4 protein-coding genes are annotated in these 4,809 nt (G+C 69.5%); all 4 read left to right on the top strand.

The window, feature by feature from the left end; genetic code table 11:
• Positions 1-393: 393 nt before the first annotated feature.
• The 4 genes from OXU43_07490 to OXU43_07505 all read left to right on the top strand — a co-directional run bounded on the left by OXU43_07490 (position 394) and on the right by OXU43_07505 (position 4,565).
• Entirely contained in the window at positions 394-786 is a 393-nt protein-coding gene (locus tag OXU43_07490) for a zinc ribbon domain-containing protein (protein ID MDD9824998.1), read from the top strand.
• A gap of 78 nt (positions 787-864) precedes the next feature.
• The gene (gene aspS, locus OXU43_07495) at positions 865-2,730 is read left to right on the top strand and encodes an aspartate--tRNA ligase (GenBank protein MDD9824999.1); all 1,866 of its coding nucleotides are present in this window, start codon (positions 865-867) and stop codon (positions 2,728-2,730) included.
• Positions 2,714-4,066 (top strand): sulfite dehydrogenase, encoded by a 1,353-nt coding sequence (gene soxC, locus OXU43_07500; GenBank protein MDD9825000.1) that lies wholly within the window; start codon positions 2,714-2,716, stop codon positions 4,064-4,066. Before aspS ends, soxC begins: the two co-directional genes overlap by 17 nt.
• Positions 3,984-4,565, top strand: a complete 582-nt coding sequence (locus OXU43_07505; GenBank protein ID MDD9825001.1) for a cytochrome c — start codon at positions 3,984-3,986, stop codon at positions 4,563-4,565. The genes soxC and OXU43_07505 overlap by 83 nt, the downstream gene beginning before the upstream one ends.
• Positions 4,566-4,809 lie beyond the last annotated feature (244 nt).

Below are 4,809 nucleotides of genomic sequence, written 5' to 3' on the forward strand. Positions count from 1 at the left end.
GGCGGGAATCCAGCGCAAATAGAGCGCGGAACGCGCACATTCGCCCGATGGCGCCGGCAGGCGGCGGCGCGAGTTTATCGCTGTCCGCCGCGCCCTCGCTCCGCCCTGAAGGAGCGCGAAGCGCGCGCTTGTTATGCTGGATTCCCGCCTGCGCGGGAATGGCGAGGTGGGGACATGGGAATGGCGGATTGGGCTTTATTTGCTGGACGTAACGTTGCGTCCGACGGGTCTTATATATGGCGGCCCCATACACGGCCTTGCGTTTTGCCGCGATTCCCGTAAATTTAATGGGGCGCTATGGGCTTACGGCCAATGCCAGGCCGTGCCATGGCCATATTCAGGCCGTTTTACAGCGCTTTTACAGGGCGCTTTTATGGTTGGGAGTCGGCCGCCATGCCTATATACGAGTATCGCTGCGATGCCTGCGACCATTTCCTGGAGGCGTTGCAGAAGATGAGCGACGCGCCCCTGGTGCAGTGCCCGGAGTGCGGGCGTCCCGGCCTGCGCAAGCTGATCTCGGCAAGCTCTTTCCGGCTGAAGGGCACCGGCTGGTACGTGACGGATTTCCGCGATTCCGGCAAGGGCAAGCCTGCCGCCGAGCGGAACGGCGGGGACGGCAAGAAGGCGGCGGACGGAGACCAGGGCGCCGGCAAGCCCGCCGCGGGCGGGGAGGGCGCCGGCAAATCCGGGGCCAAAGACGGAAAACGGGCGGCGTCGGGCAAGACCGGCGCCGCCGACTCCGGCGGCAAGGCCGGCAAGGCCGGCAAGGCCGAGGCCGCCTCGTAGTCCTCCGCCGCCTTTGCCGCCGCGCCTTCCGCGGCGGCGCAATTGCGCCTCCCGCGACACCGCTTTAGTATGCTCGCCATGCGCAGCCATTATTGCGGGCAACTGGATGCCTCCCTGTTGGAACAGGAGGCGGTCTTGTGCGGTTGGGCGCACCGGGTGCGGGACCACGGCGGCGTGTTGTTCATAGACTTGCGCGATCATACCGGGATGGCACAGGTGGTATGCGACCCGGAACTGCCCGCGCCCTTCGCCGTTGCCGAGACCGTGCGCGGCGAGTACGTGTTACGCGCGAGCGGGCGGCTCCGGCGGCGGCCGGCGGGTAGCGAGAACCCCAAGTTGGCCAGCGGCGAAGTGGAACTCCTGGCGCATCGGCTCGAGGTCCTGAACCCCTCCCTGCCGCCGCCGTTCCAACTCGACGACCCGCGGGTGCAGGAGGAAACGCGGATGCGCTTTCGCTACCTGGACCTGCGGCGCCCGCGGATGCAGGAGCGCCTGCGCCTGCGGGCGCGCGCCGTCGCTTGTCTGCGCGGCTTTCTGGACCGGCACGGCTTTTTGGAAGTGGAGACGCCGCTGCTGGTGCGTTCCACCCCGGAGGGCGCGCGCGATTACCTGGTGCCCAGCCGCCTGCATCACGGCGCGTGCTATGCATTGCCCCAGTCTCCCCAGTTGTTCAAGCAGTTGCTCGTGATGGGGGGGGTGGACCGCTACTACCAGGTGGCGCGTTGCTTCCGTGACGAAGATCTGCGCGCCGACCGGCAGCCGGAATTTTCCCAGCTCGATATCGAGGCGGCCTTTGTGGACCAGGAGGCCATCCTGGCGCCGATGGAGGAATTGGTGGCGGAACTGTTCGCAAAGACGGTGGGCGTGCGCCTGCCCACGCCGTTCCCGCGCCTGGAATACGACAACTGCCTGCAGCGCTACGGCACCGACCGGCCAGACCTGCGCAACCCCCTGGAGTTGGCGGAGTTGGGCGACGTGATGCGCGCTGTAGAGTTCCGGGTGTTCGCCGATGCCGCCGGCCGGGAGGACGGGCGGGTGGCGGCCCTGCGGGCGCCTGGCGGCGCCTCCCTGGCGCGGCGCGAGATTGACGCTTATGCCGAGTACGTCTCCAGCCTGGGCGGCGGCGGCATGGCGTACATCAAGGTCAACGATCCGAATGCGGGCCGGGAGGGCATGCGCTCGCCGATCCTCAAGTTTCTGCCGGACGCGGCGGTGCGGGCGGTGCTGGAGCGCACCGGCGCCCAGGCAGGCGACCTGCTCTGTTTCGGCGCCGGCGATCGGGAGACGGTCAACGCTTCGATGGCGGGGTTGCGCGATCGCCTCGCCGCCGACCTCGGCCTGTTGCCGAGCGGCGCCTGGCGCCCGGCCTGGATCGTGGGCTTTCCCATGTTCGCCTACGACCGCGGCGAGGAACGCTGGCGCGCCCTGCATCATCCCTTTACCGCCCCCTGCACGGAGGACCCCGAGGTCCTGCGGCGGGATCCGGGCGCCTGCCGTTCCCGCGCCTACGACCTGGTGCTGAACGGCGTCGAACTGGGCGGCGGCTCGATCCGCATCCATCGCGCCGAGATGCAGTACCAGGTATTGCGCCTTTTGGGCATGGAGCGGGAGCGCGCCAGGGAGCGTTTCGGCTTCCTGCTCCAGGCCCTGGAGTACGGTTGCCCTCCGCACGGGGGGATCGCCTTTGGCCTGGACCGCATGGTCATGTTGCTGGCCGGGGCCTCTTCCATCCGCGAGACGATTGCCTTTCCCAAGACTCAGATCGCTGTCTGCCCGCTGTCGGGCGCCCCCGCGCCGGCGCCCGCCGGCCAACTCCGGGAGCTGGGTCTGCGGGGTGTGCGCGGCAACGCCGCTGGCAGCGTGGCCGGCAGTGCCGGCGGCGCCGGCGGCAATGCGGGCACTGGCGACAGCGAACGGCGCAGCGAGGATGGCCGCGGGCCCTGAAGACCCGCCCCGCGCCCCCCGGGACCGCGCCCCCCCCGACCGCGCCCAGGGGAGCTTGCGCATGGACCGGCGCGGCTTTCTGGGCGCCGGGCTGGGCGCCTCCGTATTGGGCGTGGTCGCCGCGCGCCGGGCGGCGGGCGGCGCGTTGCCGGAGCAGCCCGCCATGCGCGAGGCAGGGGCGCCGTTCTCCAATTACGGCCGTCCCTCGCCCAGCGAGAAGGACATCGTGCGCTGGATTGCCGCCAACCCGGGCGCGCCCGGCAACGGCGTCTCCTGGTGTCCCCTGCACGAGTTGGAGGGGATCGTGACGCCGAACGGCCTGCACTTCGAGCGCCACCACAACGGTGTGCCGCGCATCGCCCCCGAAGACCACCGCTTGCTGGTGCACGGCCTGGTCGAGCGCCCTCTCGTTTTCCGCGTCGCCGACCTGCTGCGCTATCCGTTGCGCTCGCGTCTGTGTTTCCTGGAGTGCGGCGGCAACAGCAACGCCGGCTGGCACCGGCGGCCCGTGCAGGCGCCTGCCGGCTACGTGCACGGCCTGGTCTCGTGCAGCGAATGGACCGGCGTGCCGCTGGCCACCGTGCTGGCCGAGACCGGGATCCGCGGCGGCGCTTCCTGGCTGGTCGCCGAGGGCGCTGACGCCTTCGCCATGAATGTCAGCATCCCGCTGGCCGAGGCGCGCCGGGACGCGCTGCTCGCCCTGTATCAGAACGGCGAACGGCTGCGTCCGGAGAACGGCTACCCGTTGCGCCTGCTGCTGCCCGGCCGGGAAGGCGTGCTTAACGTCAAGTGGTTGCGGCGGCTGCAACTGAGCGACCGCCCCATCATGGCGCGCAACGAGACCTCGCGTTACACCGAGTTGCTGCCCTCGGGCAAGGCGCGGCAGTTCACCGGCATCATGGAGGTAAAGTCGCTGCTGCTCGCGCCCTCTGCCGGCATGAGCCTGCCGGGGCCGGGGCTCTATCAGCTCAGCGGGTTGGCGTGGAGCGGCCGGGGGCGCATTCGCCGGGTCGAGGTCTCTGTAGATGGCGGCCGGCAGTGGCAGGAGGCGGCGCTGGAGGGGCCGTCGCTGCCTTGCTGTTTTACCCGTTTTCGCCACCCTTGGCGTTGGCGCGGGGGGCCGGCCGTTCTGCAAAGCCGCGCCCTGGACGAAAGCGGCGCCTGGCAACCGGAGCGCGCGGCCTTGCTCGCCGAGCACGGCCGTCACGGTTATTTTCACTATCACGCGATCGTTTCCTGGCAGGTGGAGGAAGATGGCACGGTACGCAGCGTATATGGCGACGCGGGCGGCGGCGGCAGCGCTGCTCCTGCTGACATCGGCGAAGACTGGTTCTGAGCCGCCGTCGGCGGCGGCAGGGCCGGGGCTGGGGCAGCCCGTGTCCGATGCGGAGATCGCTGTCTGGGACATCGGCGTGTTCCCGGACGGGACCGGCCTGCCGCCGGGCCGGGGCGACGCCCGCCAGGGGCGCGAGATCTACCGGCGCCATTGCCTGTCCTGCCACGGCGCCCGGGGGAAGGGGGGCAGCGCCATGGCGCTGGCCGGGGCGCAATACGGTCTTACCGGCGACTATCCGCAGAAGACCGTCGGCACGTACTGGCCCTATGCCGCTACCCTGTTCGACTTTAACCGTCGCGCCATGCCCATGCAGGCGCCGGGCTCGCTTACCGATGACGAGGTCTATGCCGTCACTGCCTACCTGCTGTTCCTGAACGGCATCGTGGGCGAAGACGAGCGCATGGACGCCGTCAGCCTGCCGCGGGTGCAAATGCCGAACCGGGACGGCTTCCTGCCCATGGCCGCGCCGCCTATGGAGGCGCCGCCGGGGCGGCCCTGAATCCGCACCGCCGCAAAAGCTGGATTCCCCCTTTCCAGGCTGTGTAAAAACCCCGAAAATCCAGAGCCGCGCGAAAAACTACCCACTGGCACGGCAAATATCCGCCATTCCCGCTTTTTTCTGTCACTCTGGCGCTCCCCCCCTCGTCATTCCGGCGCTCCCCCCCTCGTCATTCCGGCGCCCCCCCTCGTCATTCCGGCGAAAGCCGGAATCCCGCGCAAATAGAGCGCGGAACGCGCACATT

It is taken from the genome of Gammaproteobacteria bacterium (assembly GCA_028817255.1).
Lineage (GTDB): Bacteria > Pseudomonadota > Gammaproteobacteria > Porifericomitales > Porifericomitaceae > Porifericomes > Porifericomes azotivorans.

Bases quoted from the DNA above. Each gene is read 5' to 3' on its own strand.
- OXU43_07505 (MDD9825001.1), top strand. From the start codon at position 3,984: ATGGCACGGTACGCAGCGTATATGGCGACGCGGGCGGCGGCGGCAGCG.
- aspS (MDD9824999.1), top strand. From the start codon at position 865: ATGCGCAGCCATTATTGCGGGCAACTGGATGCCTCCCTGTTGGAACAG.
- soxC (MDD9825000.1), top strand. From the start codon at position 2,714: ATGGCCGCGGGCCCTGAAGACCCGCCCCGCGCCCCCCGGGACCGCGCC.
- OXU43_07490 (MDD9824998.1), top strand. From the start codon at position 394: ATGCCTATATACGAGTATCGCTGCGATGCCTGCGACCATTTCCTGGAG.